This window comes from Actinomyces timonensis DSM 23838 (assembly GCF_000295095.1).
Lineage (GTDB): Bacteria > Actinomycetota > Actinomycetes > Actinomycetales > Actinomycetaceae > Actinomyces > Actinomyces timonensis.
In genome coordinates this window covers 237025-253933 of sequence record NZ_JH806633.1, presented here as the reverse complement: position 1 = coordinate 253933, position 16909 = coordinate 237025, and the positions used below count along the sequence as shown (strand labels likewise).

17 protein-coding genes are annotated in these 16909 nt (G+C 71.4%); 7 read left to right on the top strand and 10 right to left on the bottom strand.

All coding sequences use genetic code 11. The annotated features are described in order from the left end of the window. Positions 1–690: 690 nt before the first annotated feature. From A1QA_RS15395 to A1QA_RS0107620, 3 genes are all read right to left on the bottom strand, one after another. Entirely contained in the window at positions 691–1392 is a 702-nt protein-coding gene (locus tag A1QA_RS15395; protein ID WP_082181178.1) for a 2'-5' RNA ligase family protein, read from the bottom strand. A gap of 215 nt (positions 1393–1607) precedes the next feature. Next, complete coding sequence (locus A1QA_RS0107625) at positions 1608–2756, bottom strand: thiamine-phosphate kinase (RefSeq protein WP_026048790.1); 1149 nt, start codon at positions 2754–2756, stop codon at positions 1608–1610. Continuing rightward, positions 2743–3948 (bottom strand): D-alanine--D-alanine ligase family protein, encoded by a 1206-nt coding sequence (locus A1QA_RS0107620; protein ID WP_017178314.1) that lies wholly within the window; start codon positions 3946–3948, stop codon positions 2743–2745. Before A1QA_RS0107620 ends, A1QA_RS0107625 begins: the two co-directional genes overlap by 14 nt. A gap of 159 nt (positions 3949–4107) precedes the next feature. Between A1QA_RS0107620 and A1QA_RS0107615 the strand changes: the two genes are divergently transcribed. From A1QA_RS0107615 to A1QA_RS0107595, 5 genes are read left to right on the top strand one after another with little or no spacing between them, the layout of a single operon-like run. Further along, on the top strand, positions 4108–5013 hold the full coding sequence (locus A1QA_RS0107615) for an ABC transporter ATP-binding protein (protein WP_017178313.1): 906 nt from the start codon (positions 4108–4110) through the stop codon (positions 5011–5013). Next, positions 5010–5834: an ABC transporter permease gene (locus A1QA_RS0107610; RefSeq protein ID WP_017178312.1), complete on the top strand. Its 825-nt coding sequence runs from the start codon at positions 5010–5012 to the stop codon at positions 5832–5834. Before A1QA_RS0107615 ends, A1QA_RS0107610 begins: the two co-directional genes overlap by 4 nt. A gap of 47 nt (positions 5835–5881) precedes the next feature. Beyond that, positions 5882–6940 (top strand): sensor histidine kinase, encoded by a 1059-nt coding sequence (locus tag A1QA_RS14020; RefSeq protein ID WP_167320647.1) that lies wholly within the window; start codon positions 5882–5884, stop codon positions 6938–6940. Continuing rightward, entirely contained in the window at positions 6937–7647 is a 711-nt protein-coding gene (locus A1QA_RS0107600; protein WP_017178310.1) for a response regulator, read from the top strand. Before A1QA_RS14020 ends, A1QA_RS0107600 begins: the two co-directional genes overlap by 4 nt. 44 nt (positions 7648–7691) lie before the next feature. Next, positions 7692–8381 (top strand): AMIN-like domain-containing (lipo)protein, encoded by a 690-nt coding sequence (locus tag A1QA_RS0107595; protein WP_017178309.1) that lies wholly within the window; start codon positions 7692–7694, stop codon positions 8379–8381. A 65-nt stretch (positions 8382–8446) separates the two neighbouring features. Here the strand turns inward: A1QA_RS0107595 and A1QA_RS0107590 are convergent, their stop codons facing one another. The 5 genes from A1QA_RS0107590 to leuC all read right to left on the bottom strand — a co-directional run bounded on the left by A1QA_RS0107590 (position 8447) and on the right by leuC (position 13866). Then, the gene (locus A1QA_RS0107590; RefSeq protein WP_017178308.1) at positions 8447–9490 is read right to left on the bottom strand and encodes an NAD(P)H-dependent glycerol-3-phosphate dehydrogenase; all 1044 of its coding nucleotides are present in this window, start codon (positions 9488–9490) and stop codon (positions 8447–8449) included. Continuing rightward, positions 9487–10245 (bottom strand): lysophospholipid acyltransferase family protein, encoded by a 759-nt coding sequence (locus A1QA_RS0107585; protein ID WP_017178307.1) that lies wholly within the window; start codon positions 10243–10245, stop codon positions 9487–9489. The genes A1QA_RS0107590 and A1QA_RS0107585 overlap by 4 nt, the downstream gene beginning before the upstream one ends. A gap of 64 nt (positions 10246–10309) precedes the next feature. Beyond that, the gene (gene murA / locus A1QA_RS0107580) at positions 10310–11632 is read right to left on the bottom strand and encodes a UDP-N-acetylglucosamine 1-carboxyvinyltransferase (RefSeq protein WP_017178306.1); all 1323 of its coding nucleotides are present in this window, start codon (positions 11630–11632) and stop codon (positions 10310–10312) included. 100 nt (positions 11633–11732) lie between these two features. After that, positions 11733–12386 (bottom strand): 3-isopropylmalate dehydratase small subunit, encoded by a 654-nt coding sequence (leuD, locus tag A1QA_RS0107575; protein ID WP_017178305.1) that lies wholly within the window; start codon positions 12384–12386, stop codon positions 11733–11735. 37 nt (positions 12387–12423) lie between these two features. Beyond that, positions 12424–13866, bottom strand: coding sequence for a 3-isopropylmalate dehydratase large subunit (gene leuC, locus A1QA_RS0107570; protein WP_017178304.1), 1443 nt, complete (start codon positions 13864–13866; stop codon positions 12424–12426). 108 nt (positions 13867–13974) lie between these two features. Here leuC and A1QA_RS0107565 point away from each other — a divergent pair, with 108 nt between their 5' ends. Together A1QA_RS0107565 and A1QA_RS0107560 are read left to right on the top strand one after the other, a co-directional pair. Further along, complete coding sequence (locus tag A1QA_RS0107565; protein WP_026048788.1) at positions 13975–14715, top strand: IclR family transcriptional regulator; 741 nt, start codon at positions 13975–13977, stop codon at positions 14713–14715. Between the two features lie 25 nt (positions 14716–14740). Beyond that, positions 14741–15880, top strand: a complete 1140-nt coding sequence (locus A1QA_RS0107560) for a glycosyltransferase family 4 protein (protein WP_017178302.1) — start codon at positions 14741–14743, stop codon at positions 15878–15880. Between the two features lie 10 nt (positions 15881–15890). On the opposite strand, the gene nrdR is transcribed toward A1QA_RS0107560, so the two are convergent. Together nrdR and A1QA_RS16515 are read right to left on the bottom strand one after the other, a co-directional pair. Next, the gene (gene nrdR, locus A1QA_RS0107555) at positions 15891–16355 is read right to left on the bottom strand and encodes a transcriptional regulator NrdR (protein WP_026048787.1); all 465 of its coding nucleotides are present in this window, start codon (positions 16353–16355) and stop codon (positions 15891–15893) included. 103 nt (positions 16356–16458) lie between these two features. Continuing rightward, positions 16459–16909: LysM peptidoglycan-binding domain-containing protein (locus tag A1QA_RS16515; protein WP_244266116.1), on the bottom strand; the 451-nt coding region annotated here is incomplete at its 5' end.

Here is a 16909-nt window from a genome sequence, read left to right as displayed (position 1 = left end):
CGGGGGCAACGGCCCCGTCCTGTGCCCTGAACCCCCGTCCTGCGCCCCGAACCCCCGGCATGATCCGCGAACCCCCGGCATGATCCGCGAACCCGCGTACAGGCGAGCCGGGCGGAGCGGGGCGTGGGAGTCATCGGCGACGCTGCGCCGTCGGCCAGCGCCTGGAGTCCGCCGCGGGGTGCGTCCTGCACCGGTGGTTGCCTCCAGCACCGTGGGGTGCGGTGGGAACGCATCCGAAGGTGCTCAGCGCAACCAGCAGTGCGAGGCGCAGCCGCCGGTGCTCCGCGCACCCGACGAGACCGCCGACCGGACCATCGACCCCAGCGCCAGCAGACACCAGAACCAACAGAAAACGTCCTACATGCCTCGTCATGCGCGGAGCGGCGAGGCGCTGGCGGAGCCGTCGAAAGCACCTGGAGACCGTCTGAAGCATCTCCAGACCGTCTTGAGCATCCCGTAGCGGGGTGCTCAAGACGGCTTTTGGACATGCTTTCAACGGCCTGGGGAAGCTCTCAACGGATTGTGCGCGCTCTCGATGGACGACCGAACGGTCACAGCAGCGAGCACGACGGCGAGTCCACCGCCTGCCATGCCCCCGAGGCCACGCCCGCGTCGCCAACGCGACGCTCCTATCAATTAGGACTGAAGCACATGCTCAGCAAATAGATAAACTATACTTTTCACATCGTTTCATTGCCTGACCGTCCAATACTCCTTCATTGAACTGAAGCACATTGCGTGTAGCCGGTCAGGTTCAAGCACGACAGGAGCGCCAGCGAGGCCTTCGGTAAGATCCTTGAGCGCGTCCCGGAATTCTTCTGGTGGCAATAGAATGGGTGCCGAGGGCCTATAGTAAGCAAGCGTGATGTGGGGAGTATATTGACCAGAGGGGACAATCTTGTCAAACAGATGCCGCGCGGCCTGTAGTTTGCGATGCTCATCCTGATCTGCAGCTCTGAGTCCGATGGCGACGCTCGTGTTCATAAGATTGAAAACGGCTGTGCATTCGGTGTAAATAGCGCCTATCGCGCGCGCTTTCGCGACCGCATCTACCACAATCGCGGTACTGGCGTCGATTTGTCGAGCGACGTGCGCTCGGTCCGGGGAGGCGTAGAGATCATGAAGCGTCACGTGCGCCGTTTCCAGGGGAAGCGGAAGCGACAGCGATTCACCGAAACGAGAATTAAGTTCATTCACAGCAGAGCCGACAAGGTCTCTCGCACCGTCAGAAAGGAGATATGCGACAGTATTCCCGTAGTATGGCCGCAGCGCGCCGGTCCGCTGGGCAACTTTCTCTTGCAGCGACACGGGGAGCCCGAATCGCGGCTCATCGGGCACCGAATTTATCTGGAACGATCTGACGCGGTCATTGAACTCGTGCAGAGTTTCCATCATGCACTCCTTAGATGAAGAGGTATTGCGCTGAGGTCGGTATTGGGCGCGCGCCCTGCGGTTGCGGACGCCTCGCGTTTGGGGGCGGGAGGGCCAGGACCGTGGCGGGGCTGGCGGGAGCGCCCCGAGGCACGAGGGGCGCGGATGATGGGCCTGGCCTTCCCGCCCCCAGACGCCAGAGTCCAGCCTGTCCAGTCTCGGACGCCGGAGAACGCTCAGCCCCCGAAGTGGTCCCAGCCGAGGCCGGCCTCCGGGGCCCGGCCGCCCACTCGCACCCCTGGCCTCTCGCCTGCGCCTGTCTCGCGCACGCGGCCGATGACGCGCGCCCCCTCGGGGAGGCCTCCCGGGGAACCGGCGGGAGCAGCGGCGACCTCGGCGGGCACGGTGGCCAGCATGCCGTGGTCCTCTCCCCCGGTGAGCACCCACGCGCGGGCCAGCGCCACGGCAGCTGCCTCATCGTCGGCGATCAAGCGGGCAACCGGCGTGAGTGATCCCGCCGCGTCCGCGAGCGCGCTCCCGCCCAGGGCGGGCTCGTCAAGATCGAGGAGGACGCCGCTCGCGCGGGCGATCCGGTCGCCGTCGCGCAGCAGGGAGTCCGAGACGTCCATCATCGCGGTGGCCCCGGCCTCGGCCAGTGCGGGGCCCGCCGCGAGGGGCGGGCTCGGCGCGCGGAAGGCAGCGAGGCACGCCCGCGCCTCCGCGGTCTCATCGTTCGCGCGCCCGCCCTCGGGGCTGTCCGCGCCGCCGCCATCCCCCACGCCTATCCCGGCGCTGAGGAGCGCCAGCCCGGCCGCGCTGCGCCCCGGCGCGCCCACATGCACGATGGCGTCCCCGGGCCTCGCCCCGGAGCGGAGCACGGGGGCGCGCCCGTGGAGGTCGCCCAGGACGGTCACGGAGATGACGATAGTGGGACCACTGACGAGGTCGCCGCCGACCACGCCCGCGCCGCACTCGCGGCAGGCCTCGCCCAGTCCCGCGACCATCCCCTCCACCCAGGCGATGGGCGTCGTTCCCGGCATGGCGAGCCCCACCGTCAGGGCGGTCGGGCAGGCGCCCATAGCGGCGACGTCGGCGAGGTTCTGGGCGGCGGCGCGCCGGCCCACCTGCTGCGGCGTCGACCAGTCCGTGCGGAAGTGCGAGCCCTCGACGAGCACGTCGGTGCTCACCGCGTAGCGGCCGTCGGGCGCGGCCAGGACGGCGCAGTCGTCGCCGGTGCCCACGACCTCGCCCGCGGCGTGGGGCAGCAGTGGGGTGAAGCGGGCGATGATGCCCTCCTCGCCGACCTCGGCGACGGTCAGCCCGGCGTCATCCCCGCCCGGGCCGCCCCGCGCTCCCACGCTCCCCCGCATCTCAGCGGTTGACATCCGTGGGGCGGGCCAGGGCCAGCTCGATGAGCTCACTGACAAGCTCGGGGTAGGTCATCCCGCTCTTCTGCCACATGTAGGGGTACATGGAGAAGGGGGTGAAGCCGGGCATCGTGTTGACCTCGTTGACGATCGCGCGCCCGTCGGGGGTGAGGAAGAAGTCGACGCGGGTCAGGCCCTCGGCGCCGATGGCCTCGAAGGCGCGGGCGGCGGTGGTCATGAGCAGCTCGCGCTCCTCGGGCGCGACGGGCGCGGGGCAGACCATGGCGACGGCGTCGTGCGCGAGGTACTTCGTCTCGTAGTCGTAGAACTCGCCAGCGCCGTGGGCGGTGTCCATGGCGATCTCGCCGGGCTCGGCCACGCGGGGGGCCTCATCGCCGCGGCCGCCCAGGACGGCGACCTCGATCTCGCGGCCCACGATCCCGGACTCCACGAGCACCTTGGGGTCGACCTCGCGGGCGGTCTCGATGGCGGCGCGCAGCTGCTCGGGCGCCTCCACGCGCGTGATGCCGAGCGACGAGCCGGCGCGGGCGGGCTTGACGAACAGCGGGTAGGCGAGGTCCTGGCAGGCGGCGAGAATGGCCTCGGGGTCGCGCTTCCAGGCGTGGGGGCCGACGACGACGTGCGGCGCGGTGGGGATCCCGGCGTCGGCGAGGAGGACCTTGGTGACCTGCTTGTCCATGCCGGCCGCGGAGGCGAGGACGCCGCAGCCCACGTAGGGCAGGCCCAGCATCTCCAGCATCCCCTGGATGGTGCCGTCCTCGCCGTAGGGGCCGTGCAGGAGGGGCAGGACGACGTCGATCGCCTCCAGGATGCTCGGGCCGGCCTGGGTGAGGGCAACCGGCACTCCCCCGCCCAGGCGGATGGCGAGCTCCCCGCGCCCGAGGCCCTCGGCGGTGACCTGCACCGGCGGGGCGTCGTCGCGCAGCTCGAGGGCGGCGGGGTCGTCGTCGACGAGGACCCACTTGCCGTCCAGGGTGATGCCGATGGGCACGACCTCGTAGCGCTCCCGGTCGATCGCGGACAGGACCCCGGCGGCGGTGGCGCAGGAGATCGTGTGCTCCCCGCTGCGCCCCCCGAAGACGACGGCGACGCGCACCCGCTTGCCGGGCGCGGGGGAGGCGGTGGGCGCCCCAGCGGCGTCGGAGGCGGGTTCAGCTGCGGGAGCGGTGGGTTCCAGGGTCTCAGACATGGGCTCAGGCTACCGTGGGCGCCCCCGCCCGGAGGAAGGCCGGCGGTTCCTCCCGCCATACCGCCGTTTTCCCGGCCTATGTGTCAGCCGATCAGATGACAGGACCGTCGCCTGTCCGAGCGATACCGCCGAGAGAGTCGCATCCCAATAATCAAGCCGATGGACACCACACGCAGCCCCGCGATCGAGATCCGTTCCCTGACGAAGGAGTACCCGCCCAAGAAGGTCCTGCAGGGCCTGGACCTGACCGTTCCCCACGGCACGACCCTATGCCTGCTGGGCCCCAACGGAGCCGGCAAGACCACCACCGTGGAGATCCTCCAGGGCCTGCGCCGCGCCACCTCCGGCACGGTACGGGTGCTGGGCCAGGACCCGGGGCCGCGCCTGGACACGTGGAGGTCCCGTCTGGGAGTCGTCTCCCAGACCTCGGGCGACCTCGGCGAGTTGAGGGTGCGCGAGGTCGTCGATCTCGTCTCCCGCTTCTTCGCCCACCCGATGGACGTCGACGAGGCCGTTGAGCGAGTGGGCCTGACCGACGACGCCCACACCCTGGCCGGGCGCCTGTCCGGTGGTCGCCGCCGCCGCCTCGACATCGCCATGGCGATCGTGGGGCGCCCCGAGCTGCTATTCCTCGATGAGCCGACCACCGGCTTCGACCCCGGGGCTCGCCGCGCCCTGTGGCAGCTGGTGTCCGACCTCAAGAGCGACGGCACGACCATCTTGCTGACCACCCACTACCTGGAGGAGGCGGAGGTCCTGGCCGACGACGTCGCCATCCTCCTGGACGGGCGCATCGTCGAGCAGGGCAGCCCCGCGGCCCTGCGCGCCGCCTCCGGGCAGACCTCGAAGGTGACCTGGATCGAGAACGGGGCCACCCGCAGCGTCGAGACCCCCACCCCCACCGCCGTCGTCGCCGACCTCATGGGCCGCCTGCGAGGAAGGGACGGCGAGGTGCCGGGTCTGCAGGTCGCGCGCCCGAGCCTGGAGGACCACTACCTGGCCCTCGTCGAGGCGCACCACCAGTCCGAGGATTCCGCACCCGAGCCAGCCAGGAGGGCCTCATGACCACCGCACCCACCCACGCCGCGCACCGCCCCGGGTCATCCGGCCGGATCGTGGGCGGCCTGGCTGTCAAGAACCTGCGCAAGATGTGGCGCACCCCGATCGTCATCATCATGGCCATGGCCTACCCCGTGGGCATGTACGTCCTGTTCGCCACGGTCTTCAACCAGGCATACCCCACAGGCCTGAGCTACGCGGCGATCTCGCTGCCCGCCATGGCGACCCTGGGAATCATGTCCAACTGCCTGTTCAACCTGTCGATCGATGTCACCAACGAGCGCGAGGAGGGCTTCCTCAGGCGCCTGGCCCTGCTGCCGTGCCCCGCCTGGGCCTTCCTGATGTCCAAGATCATCTCGTCAGCGCTCATCACGGCCCTGTGCACGGTGGTCCTCATTCTCACCGGCGTCCTGGCCTTGGGGGTGAGCCTGCCGACCTCACCAGCCGCCTGGGGCCTCATCCTGCTGGTGTGCGTCCTGACGACCGCCTACTGCGCGGCGATCGGGATCGCGCTGGGCCGCACGCTCCGCACCTCCCAGGTCACCCTGGGAGTGGTGCTGCCGATCTTCATCATCATCCCCTTCGTCTCAGGGCTCTTCCTGCCGATGGACATGCTGCCGAGCTGGCTCGTCAACGCCGTCTCCGTCCTCCCGGTGCGGTGGTCCACCCAGCTCCTGCGCCAGGGCTTCCTCCCCGACGCCCTGAAGTCCAATGAGCTGGGCGGCTCCTGGAACACGGGCATGGGCCTGGCAGTCCTGACTGCCTGGGTCGTCATCGGCGTGGTGTGGGCGATCATCGCCTCGCGCCGGGACACCTTCGACCGGTGAGGTCCTCACGCAGGGGGTCGGCGGCGCTCATGGGCGAGACTTCACCCATGAGCGCCGCCGACCCTCGTGAGATGACCGAGCCCGCGGGGCCCTTTGAACGCTGGTGGTGGTGCGCCGCCGCATGGGTCCTGGCGGCCGGTGAGCTCTACCCCCTGAGCCTGACACCCCTGGCCTGCGGGGGCTTCTCACTGGTCTACCCGGCGCTGTGGATCACGCATCGCAATGCGCGCACCGCGAGTGTGGCGAGCGCGGTCTTCGGTGTGGGCATCGCGGCGTGCCTGACCGGGCAGATCGGCCTGTGGCCGGCCGCACTCGTTGCCTTACTGTCCACAGCCGGTTCCATCAGCATCGGCTTCTGGCTCACCTGGATCGCCTCCCTGGGCGAGCGCGCCAGGAGCGCCCTGGCGGACAAGGAGGAGGCCCTGGCTGCGACCCAGCGGGCCCTGGATGAGCTGGAGAGGACCCAGGAGGCGCTCGTCGCCGCGGAGCGCTCGGCGGCCGCCAACGCCGAGAGGCAGCGCTGGGCGCGCGAGGTTCACGACACCCTCGCCCAGTCCTTCGTCTCGCTCATCACCCTGTCGCAGGTGGCGGCCTCCGCCACGGGGCAGGAGGCCGCGGATGTCCACGAGCGCATGGGCGCGATCGCCCGCGAGGGCCTGGGCGAGGCTCGCGCCCTCATCGCCGGTGATGGCCCGCCGGGCATGCGCGACGGCCTCGGGGACTCGCTCAGGCGACTGTGCGAGGCGCAGCCCAAGCACGGCGGCCCCGTCCCCGCGCTCAACTTTCTCCTGACCCGTGACCTGTCCCCGCAGGTGGAGGCGGCGGTCCTACGAATCGTCCAAGAGGCGCTGGCCAATGTGCGCCGCCACGCGCGCGCCTCCTGGGCCCGCGTCGAGGTCTCCATCGAGGACGGCTGCGCTCCTGAGCTCGTCGTGAAGGTGGAGGACGACGGCGCCGGAATCCAGGGAGCGCCGGAGGGCACCGGCCTGACAGGCATGCGCGAGCGCCTGGAAGCGCTGGGTGGCGGCCTGACGGTGGACCCGGCGCGGACTAGCGCGCCCAAAGGCATGACTGGGACTCTCCTAGAGGCCAGAATACCGCTATGAAGCGCTTGGCCGATCCGCCCCTGGCTCCCCGGAAGAGCCCCGATGAGTCCTCCGCCGCGACAAGCGGTGTCCGCCTCATCGTCGTCGACGACCACCCGGTCGTGCGCTCGGGGATCGTCCGGCTCATGGAGGATGAGCAGGGCATCGAGGTGGTCGGCCATGCCGGCAACGGCGCTCAGGCCGTGGAGCTGGCCGGCGCCACGCGCGCTGATGTGGTCCTCATGGACCTGCGCATGCCCTCCATGGGCGGCGTGGAGGCCACGCGCGAGATCCTGGCACTGCCGGATGCCCCGCGCGTCGTCATCCTGACCACCTACGACACCGATTCCGACATCCTCAAGGCGGTGCGGGCGGGGGCCGTGGGCTACCTCCTCAAGGACGCCCCCAGGGAGGAGATCGCCGCCGCCGTGCGCGCCGCCGCCCGGGCGCGCCCCTCCATGTCCCCATCGATCGCGTCCCGTCTCATGCGCGCCTCCCAGCGAGCCGCCGCTCCGCCCGGCCCGCCCCTGTCCCCTCGCGAGCGCGAGGTGCTCGCCACTGTTGCCCAGGGGTTGTCCAACGCGGAGATCGGCGCGCGGCTGTACGTCTCGGAGGCGACCGTCAAGACGCATCTGCTGCGCGCCTACGCCAAGCTCGGCGTCGACTCTCGGGCGGCTGCTGTGGCGGAGGCCATGCGCAGGGGGGACTTGGACTTGGAGCGGGACTGAGGCGCCCTCTATCGTCATCCCAACCCGCTCCCCGAGGAGGAACCATGACCATCGCGCCCAGCCGACGCATCTTCACCGCTTCCGCCCTCGCATCCCTGTCCTCCCTGGCGCTGGCCGCCTGCGGCTCCACCAACAACTCCGCCTCATCCACCCCCTCTGCCTCGGACGCTGCCCCCTCCACCGCCGAGGGCGCGAGCGCCACGGCCACGGCGCCCATGACCCCCACCGGTGAGCCGCTTCCCACGGCCGCCACGATCGCGACCGCCTCGGGGTCCGCCGATGAGGCGAACACCGACGCGCCCTGGACGGACACGGGCGCGACACAGGCGGCAAGCGACGGGGCGAGCCTCCTGGTGACCGGCGTGCGCACTGGCGCGCATGAGGACTACGACCGCATCGTCGTCGACCTGGCCGGAGAGGGCACGCCCGGCTGGCAGGCGGATTGGGTGTCCGACGCCGGCACGCAGGGCAAGGGCGACCCGATCCAGCCCTCCGGCAGCCACATCCTGCGCGTCTTCGGCACAGGGGCGCGCATGCCCTCCACCGCTGAGGAGATCGCGTCGGCGCAGACAACCCTCAGCGTGGGCCTGGACCTGCCCGCGATCGCCTCGGTCTACTACGACCCGACCGTCGAGGCCCAGTACCAGCTGGTCCTGGGCACCAACTCGCAGTCCTACCGGGTCTTCGCTCTCAGCTCGCCCACCCGGCTCGTCGTGGACGTCAAGCACCCGTGAGCGAAGCGCCCCTGAGCGGCGCGGAGATGGGGCTCTCGTCGGCGGCGCCTTAGGAGGGGCGGCCCTCAGTCGATCCGCTCGCCGTGGACGCCCTCGGTCTTGCGGGGGCGGGCCAGGAGCGCGTCGTTGACCTCCTCGACGCTCGCCGCCCCCTCGACGACGGCGACGACGCCCGCGGTGATCGGCATGTCCACGCCGTGGCGGGCGGCGAGATCGAGGACGGCTCGCGCCGACTTGGCGCCCTCTGCCACGCCCCGTGAGGCCGCGGCCGCCTCGTCCACGCTCATGCCCTCGCCCAGGCGCCTCCCGAAGGACTGGTTGCGGCTCAGTGGCGAGGAGCAGGTGGCCACGAGGTCTCCCATCCCGGCAAGGCCCGCGAAGGTCTCGGGGCTCGCGCCCAGGGCCAGGCCCAGACGGGTGATCTCCACCAGGCCCCGGGTGATGATCGTGGCCTTCGAGTTGTCGCCGTAGCCCCGGCCCGCGGCCATGCCGACGGCCAGCGCGATGACGTTCTTGACCGCCCCGCACAGCTCGACGCCGAGCACATCGGTGTTCGTGTAGGGGCGGAAGGTCGCGGTGGCGCAGGCGGCGGCGACGCGCGCGGCCAGGTCCTCATCGGCGGCGGCGATGACGGTGGCGGTGGGCTGGCGCGCGGCGATCTCGTCGGCGAGGTTGGGACCGGAGATGACAGCGAGTCGCTCGGGCCCCACCTCCAGGGCCTGCCCCATGACCTCGCTCATGCGCAGGCCAGTGCCCAGCTCGATGCCCTTCATGAGGGAGACGACGGCGGCGCGCTCATCGAGCCGCCCGGCCAGCGGGGCGACGATCCCCCGGGAGGCCTGGGAGGGCACGGCGACGACGACCATCTCGGCGCCGTCGGCGGCAGCGGCCATGTCCGTCGTCGCCCGGACGGCGGAGGGCAGGCGCAGGCCGGGGAGGTAGCGCTCGTTGCTGCCGGCGTTGATCTCCTCGGCGATCTCGGCCCGGCGCGCCCAGATGGTGGCGCTGCCGCCTGCCTCGGCGATAAGGGCGGCGAAGGTGGTGCCCCAGGCGCCCGAGCCGATGATGGCGGCGCGCGTTGGCGCTGTCTGCCCCGGGGCGCCGCTCACTTCCCGGCCTCCTCGCCCGGGGCGGGGTCGGGCAGGCGCTCGCCGTAGGCCCCGGGGCCGTGGTCGATGTCGTAGTGGGGGTCGAAGGGGCGGGGGGCCTTCTCGCCCCGGATGATCTCGAGCTCGGCGGTGATGGCGCGCATGATCTCGGCGGTGCAGGCGCGCACGGCGTCGCGGTCCTCGGTGTCGCTGCCGAAGCGGGTGAGGTCCAGGGGCTCGCCCACGCGCACGGTGACGGGCTTGGGCGGGAAGGGGTGGAAGGCGTCGGTGCAGGTGTCCATGATGTCCTGGCCGCCCCACTGCGCCATGGGCACCACGGGAACGCCGGTGCGCATGGCCAGGCGCGCGGCGCCGGTCTTGCCGACCATCGGCCAGGCGAGCGGATCGCGCGAGAGCGTCCCCTCGGGGAAGATCATGATGACGCCACCACCGGCGAGGATCCTCTCGGCCTCGCGCAGGGCGTCGGAGGCGCTGGCCGTGCCGCGCTCGACGGGGATCTGGCCACCGGCGCGCAGCACCTGGCCTACCACGGGGATCTTGAACAGGCTGGCCTTCGCCAGGGAGTAGGCGGGGACGTCGGCGTCGACGAGCGCGCGCATGGCGGTGAGGGCGTCGATGTTGGACAGGTGGTTGGCCACGGCGATGAAGCCGCCGTCGGCTGGGAAGTGCTCGGTGCCGGTCACGCGCTGGCGCGAGACGAGCTTGAGGAAGGGGATGATCGCTCCGCGCGAGGCGAAGCGGTAGAACAGGCTCATAGGACGCTTCTGGGGCACGGCACGACTCTAGCCGGATCGGGCCGGCGGTGTGGCGCCGGGAGCGTCAGGCCAGGCGGGTCACCTTGGCGTCCAGCGAGCCGAGCTTGCTCATGAAGTGCTCGTAGCCGCGGTCGATGAGGTTGATGCCCTCCACGCGGCTCGTCCCCTGGGCGGCCAGGGCGGCGATGAGGTGGGAGAAGCCCCCGCGCAGGTCGGGCACGACGATGTCGGCCCCGCGCAGCGGGGTGGGCCCGGAGATGACGGCGGAGTGGTAGAAGTTGCGCTGGCCGAAGCGGCAGGCGGTGCCGCCCAGGCACTCGCGGTAGACCTGGATGGCCGCGCCCATCTTGCACAGGGCCTTGGTGAAGCCGAAGCGGTTCTCGTAGACGGTCTCGTGGACGATCGAGACGCCGTCGGCCTGGGTGAGGGCCACGACGAGCGGCTGCTGCCAGTCGGTCATGAAGCCGGGGTGGACGTTCGTCTCCACGACGATGGAGTGCAGATCACCGCCGGGGTGGTAGAAGCGGATGCCGTCCTCGCGCACGTCGAAGGCACCGCCGACCTTCCGGAAGAAGTTGAGGAAGGTGGTCATGTGGCTCTGGTGGGCACCGTGGACGAGGACGTCGCCGCCGGTGGCCAGGGCGGCGGAGGCCCAGGATGCCGTCTCGATGCGGTCGGGCAGGGCACTGTGGCGGTAGCCGGTGAGCTCCTCGACGCCCTCGATGTGGATGGTGCGGTCGGTGTCCACGGAGATGATGGCGCCCATCTTCTGCAGGACGTCCACGAGGTCCATGATCTCGGGCTCGACGGCGGCGCCGCGCAGCTCGGTGCGCCCGTCGGCGCGCACGGCTGTCAGGAGGGTCTGCTCGGTGGCGCCCACGCTGGGGTAGGGCAGTTCGATGACGGTGCCGCGCAGGCCCTCGGGGGCGGTCAGGCGGATACCGCCCTCGAGCTTGTCGACGGTGGCGCCGAAGCGGCGCAGGATGTCGAGGTGGAAGTCGATGGGGCGGTCCCCGATGCGGCATCCGCCGAGGTCGGGGATGAAGGCCTCGCCGAGGCGGTGCAGGAGGGGCCCGCAGAAGAGGATCGGGATGCGCGAGCTGCCGGCATGGGCATCGATGTCGGCCACGTGCGCGGACTCCACCCGGGAGGGGTCGAGGCTGAGGATGCCGGCCGTCTGGTCGTAGTCCACATGGACGCCGTGGAGGGTGAGCAGCCCCGAGACCACCTCGACGTCGCGGATGAGGGGGACGTTGCCGAGCACCGACGGCGTCGTGCCGAGCAGCGCCGCGACCATCGCCTTGGGAACGAGGTTCTTGGCGCCGCGCACCGTGATCTCGCCGTTGAGCGGACGGCCGCCCTCAACCTGAAGAAGCCCGTCGACCATGCCTACCTCCTTGATGCCGCGCGGCGTGGTCCGCGCTCCGCCCGGCGCAGGGACGGCGGGCTAGCCAAGCATAGGCGAGGCAGGGCGCCCCGCCGACCCCTCAGGGTGTGGGCATCTCCGCACTGCGAGCGGGAACAACCTCGGCGGCCGGGAGGTGGCGCGCGGGCAGCGTGGCCGGCTTGAAGGAGGGGCGCGCGGCCTCGTAGGCGCTGATGGCGTCCTCATCGGTGAGGGTGAGGGAGATGTCGTCGAGGCCCTCCATGAGGCACCAGCGCACATAGTCATCGATCTGGAACGTGGTGCGCAGGCCGCCGCACACGACGCTGCGCTCCTCCAGGTCCACGGTGATCTCGGTGCCGGGCTCGTTCTCGAGGATCTTCCACAGCTGCTCGCAGTCCTCAGGGCTGATGACCCCTGCCACGAGCCCCTGCTTGCCGGCGTTGCCGCGGAAGATATCGGCGAAGCGGGGGGCGAGGACCACCTTGAAGCCGTAGTCCTTGAGCGCCCACACGGCGTGCTCGCGCGAGGAGCCCGTGCCGAAGTCGGGGCCGGCCACGAGCACGGAGGCGCGCTTGTAGGCGTCCTGGTTGAGGATGAAGTCGGGCTCGCCGGCGCGCCATGCGGAGAAGAGGGCGTCGTCGAATCCCGTGCGGGTGATGCGCTTGAGGTAGACCGCCGGGATGATCTGGTCGGTGTCGACGGCGCTGCGGCGCAGGGGGGCGCCGATGCCGGTGTGGCGGATGAACTTGTCCATGATGCTCTCGCTCTTCCCTGTCTCGTCCCAGTGTCTCTCAGGCGGCCCTGCCCGCGGTGGCGGCCTGCCCATTCAGCGGCGGGAGGTCCGCCGGCGTCGACAGCCTCCCGCGCACGGCCGTGGCGGCGGCGACGACGGGCGAGACCAGGTGGGTGCGCCCGCCCTTGCCCTGGCGGCCCTCGAAGTTGCGGTTCGACGTCGAGGCGCAGCGCTCGCCGGGGGTGAGCTGGTCGGGGTTCATGCCCAGGCACATCGAGCACCCGGCGTTGCGCCACTCGGCACCGAATCCCTTGAAGACCTCGTCCAGGCCCTCGGCCTCGGCCTGGAGGCGGATGCGGGCCGAGGCGGGGACCACGAGCATGCGCACGCCCGGGGCCTTGGCGCGGCCGCGCAGGACCTCGGCGGCGGCGCGCAGGTCCTCGATGCGCCCGTTGGTGCACGAGCCGAGGAAGACGGTGTCCACGGCGATGTCCCGCAGGGGCGTGCCGGGGGCGAGGTCCATGTACTCCAGGGCCCGCTCGGCGGCGCGGCGCTCGGTCTCGTCGGCGATGGTGGCGGGGTCCGGGATGGCCGCGGAGATCGGCAGGCCCTGGCCGGGGTTGGTGCCCCAGGTGACGAAGGGCTCGATGTCGGCGGCGGTGAGGACCACCTCGGTGTCGAAAGCGGCGTCGTCGTCGGTGCGCAGGGTGCGCCAGTACTCCAGGGCCGCGTCCCAGTCGGCGCCCTGGGGGGCGTGGGGGCGGCCGGCGAGGTAGTCGAAGGTGGTCTGGTCGGGGGCGATCATGCCGGCGCGGGCGCCGCCCTCGATGCTCATGTTGCAGATCGTCATGCGGGCCTCCATCGAGAGCTGCTCGATGGCGCGGCCGCGGTACTCGATGACGTGGCCCTGGGCGCCGTTGGTGCCGATCCTCGCGATGATCGCCAGGATGATGTCCTTGGCGCCCGAGCCGGCGGGAAGGTCGCCGTCGATGGTGACGCTCATGGTCTTGAAGGGGGCCACGGGCAGGGTCTGAGTGGCGAGCACGTGCTCGACCTGGCTGGTGCCGATGCCGAAGGCGAGGGCCCCGAAGGCGCCGTGGGTGGAGGTGTGCGAGTCGCCGCAGACCACCGTCATGCCGGGCTGGGTGAGGCCCAGCTGGGGGCCGACGGCGTGGACGATGCCCTGGTCGGCGTCTCCCAGGGAGTGGATGCGGACCCCGAACTCGGCGCAGTTGGCGCGCAGGGTGTCGATCTGGGCGCGGCTGGTGACGTCGGCGATCGGCAGGTCGATGTCGAGGGTGGGGGTGTTGTGGTCCTCGGTGGCGATGGTCAGCTCGGGGCGGCGCACCGGGCGCCCGGCCAGGCGCAGTCCCTCGAAGGCCTGCGGGCTGGTCACCTCGTGGACGAGGTGGAGGTCGATGTAGAGCAGGTCCGGGGCTCCGTCCGCCCCCTGCCTGACCACATGGTCCCGCCACACCTTCTCGGCGAGGGTCATTCCCATCGCGCTATCCCTTCAGTCTCTGCTGGTCACTGTCTTCCGCGACACACCGTTGCCGTGGATTCTCGACGATACTTGAGGTCTCACCCCTCGGGATGGCAGTATCAGAGTATGGACGAAGCCTTGGAGTCAGAGAGCAGCAGCGGTGTGGGCGTCATCGACAAGGCCGCCCTCGTCATGAGTGCCTTGGAAGCGGGCCCGGCGACTCTCGCCCAGCTCGTCTCCTCCACCCACCTGGCCCGGCCGACGGCCCATCGCATCGCCGTCGCGCTGGAGTACCACCGCCTGGTCGCGCGCGATTCCCAGGGGCGCTTCATCCTCGGGCCGCGCCTGACCGAGCTCGCCTCGGCCGCCGGCGAGGATCACCTGCTCACGGCCGCCGGCCCGGTGCTGGCGGCGCTGCGGGACAAGACGCATGAGTCCGCCCAGCTCTACCGGCGCCAGGGCGATGTGCGCGTGTGCGTGGCGAACGCCGAGCGCCCGATCGGCCTGCGCGACTCGATCCCGGTGGGGGCGACGATGTCCATGCTGGGAGGCTCGGGGGCGCAGGTGCTGCTGGCCTGGGAGGAGCCGGACAGGCTGCACCGGGGCCTGGTGGGGGCGCGCTTCAACGCCACGATGCTCTCCGCGGTGCGCCGGCGCGGCTGGGCGCAGTCCGTGGGCGAGCGCGAGCCGGGCGTCGCCTCGGTCTCAGCCCCCGTGCGGGGCGCGAGCGGCAAGGTGATCGCCGCGGTGTCGATCTCCGGGCCGATCGAGCGGATGGGCCGCCAGCCGGGCCGGATGCACGGCGCCGTGGTCATGGCCGCCGCCCGCCGCCTGTCCGAGATCCTGCGCACCGCCGACGAGGGCTAGCCACCCGTCCATCTAGACTCGCGGTATGCGCCGGACACTCCTCGTCACGAATGACTTCCCGCCCGTCGTCGGCGGGATCCAGTCCTACCTCGATGACTACACCCGCCGCCTGCCGCCCTCGGACCTGACCGTCCTGGCCTCCACTCCCCCGGAGGGACCCGAGGCGGCCAGTGCCTTCGACTCAGAGCTCCCCTTCGACGTCGTGCGCATGCCCACGCATATGCTCCTGCCCACACCGGACGTTCGCCGCAGGATGGAGAGGATCATCGTCGAGCGAGGTATCGAGACCGTCTGGTTCGGCGCCGCCGCCCCGCTCGGACTGCTCGGCCGCGCCGCGAAGAGGGCCGGGGCGAGCCGCGTCATCGCCACCACCCACGGGCACGAGGTCGGCTGGTCCATGCTGCCCGGATCGCGCCAGCTCCTGCGCCGCATCTTCCGCGACGCCGACGTCGTCACCTACATCTCCGAGTACACGCTCGGCCGCCTGCGCCCCTTCATGCCAGCGGGCGCCCTCACCGCCCACCTTCCCAGCGGCATCGACGTCGAGCGCTTCCACCCCGACCCCGCCGCCCGCGCCGCGCTGCGCGAGCGGTACCGCCTGGGCGATGCACCGACGGTCGTGTGCGTCTCCCGGCTCGTGGCCCGCAAGGGCCAGGACTCCCTCATCGAGGCCTGGCCGCGCGTGGCCGAGCGGGTCCCGGGCGCGCGCCTGGTCATCGTGGGCTGGGGCTCCTACGCGCGGCGCCTGGCGCTCCTCAAGCGCCACTCCCCCGCGCGCGACTCCATCATCCTGACTGGCAAGGTCCCCTACGACGAGTTGCCCGGGCATGTGGCCATGGGGGACGTCTTCGCCATGCCCTGCCGCACGCGCGGCGGGGGGCTCGACGTCGAGGGCCTAGGCATCGTGTTTCTCGAGGCCTCGGCGGCGGGCCTGCCCGTCATCGCGGGGACGAGCGGCGGCGCGCCCGAGACCGTTGAGGAGGGCGTGACCGGCAACGTCGTCGATGGGCGCGATCAGGACGCGCTCGTGGAGGCGATCGTCCGCCAGCTCTCCGACGCAGAGATGCGCGCCCGGATGGGCGCCGCGGGCAGGGAGCTCATGACCGAGCGGTGGACGTGGCCGTCCTTGGTGGAGCGGCTCGTGGCCGCGATCGACGAGCGCTGAGGGGACGGCCTCAAGCGCGGGCCTGGTCGGCGTGCGCCGCGCGGAGGTCGGCGATGGCCCTCTCGAAATCCTCCAGGCTGTTGAAGTTGGAGTAGACGGAGGCGAAGCGCAGGTAGGCGACCTCGTCGAGCTCGCGCAGCGGCCCGAGGATCGCCAGGCCGACCTCGTGGGAGTCGACGATGGCCTGGCCGGTGGCACGGATCGCCTCCTCCACCTTGTGGGCCAGGAGGGCGAGGTCGTCATTGGAGACGGGGCGGCCCTGGCAGGCGCGGCGCACTCCCACGATCACCTTGTCCCGGGAGAAGGGCTCGACGGCGCCGGAGCGCTTGCGGATGGACAGGCTGGCCGTCTCGATCGTCGTGTAGCGCCGGCCGCAGGCGGGGCACTCGCGACGACGGCGGATGGCCAGGCCGTCATCGGAGGTCCGTGAGTCAACCACGCGAGAACCGTCATGGCGGCAGAAGGGGCAGTGCACGCGGGCTCCTCGGGGTCGAAGCATGGCCTGTGACGTGGAGCCTAGGCGCACACCGCCCGCGCCGCAAGAAGCCCCCACCCAGCCATGACTCCTGGGAGAGGCGTCAGTGGACTGGGACGACGAGGGTCTGCCCCGGGTGGATCGTTGAGGAGTCGAGATCATTGAGATCCACGATCTGGGCCATGGCCTCGGAGACATCCGAGGCGCCCGTGGCCGCGGCGATGTCCCACAGGGACTGGCCCGCCTGGACCGTCGCGGTGGAGGTCTCCACGGGGGCAATGAGCCCGCTGGCGATGATGCCGACGGCGGCCACCAGGGCGAGGAGCACGACGACGGCCATCGAGACGAGGCCCCGGCGCATCGGCGCGGGCAGGGAGGCGAGAGCGCCCCGGGGGGCCACGCGCTCAGCGCGCGGAGCGCTCTCGGCGCGCGGGGCCCCCTTGGTGACCTCGAGCCTCGCCGCGCGCCGCGCGGGCACTGCCTGGGAGGGGCGATCCGCGGCCCGCTTCTGGGCGCCGCGCGCGGAGGACTTCGCCGAGCGCGGCGCGCTCGGG